1 protein-coding gene is annotated in these 830 nt (G+C 34.5%); it reads left to right on the top strand.

The window, feature by feature from the left end:
- Positions 1-830, top strand: an 830-nt coding sequence (locus tag AC4AGG_RS16625; RefSeq protein ID WP_489773140.1) for a hypothetical protein, incomplete at both ends; no start/stop codon positions are given.

The following is an 830-nucleotide window of genomic DNA, read 5'->3' as shown; positions in this document are numbered from 1 at the left end:
TAAATTTAACACTTGTAAATTCTAACAATCAACCTTTGGTTGGATTGAGAGTGGGATTAAAAACAGCATCTATGGCATATGAAGTTAATGGCATTAGCAATATGAGCGGTGTTGTCTCTGGATTGGTAATCGCTAATCAAAATTTGGAGATGAAAGTTTATGATCAATGCAACATGGTGATTTACTCTGGAAGTATAGGTTCATTTTCGCCTGCATCGGTTAATAATTTGTCACAATCAATTGCGAGTTCAACCATACAAACCATGACCATTTCTGGAACCCTGCTTAATTGTACCGGAAATAATGTTACCAATGGTTATATTGTAATGGATCTACCTAATCAAACCAACTATTTCCAAAATAATATTCAGACGATTTCCAATGGAAGTTTTAGTTTTGTTACGACAATTTGTTCAAATTCAGCTCTATTTACAATAGATGGTTATGATATTGATAATGTGCAAACTTCTGGGGAGATTACTTATATAGGAAGTGCACCAGCTACAAATGTGGGTGCGATTACTACTTGTAATGCTGTTAGCGAGTTTGTTACTTATACCATAGATGGTCAAACTCCAAAAGTATGCATTGGAAATTTTAGTATAGTTGTCGGAGGAACTTCAGGTCCAGGTTCATCTACGAATACAGCATTTACTTATCAAGGTGTCAATTTTTTTCAATTTAATAAATTAGGCGTCATAGGGTTAGGGACAATACCAACCGCATATTTTGGTTATAGTATAGCATTTACAAATAATTCCGGTGTGCAAGCAGGGATTACTTCTAATTCAGCTAACTCAACTAATAATGGGAATGTGAATTTTACATTT

This window comes from Chryseobacterium sp. CG10_8 (genome assembly GCF_058117085.1).
Note: the sequence above shows the minus strand (reverse complement) of the source record. Positions and strands in the feature narration are given on the sequence as shown.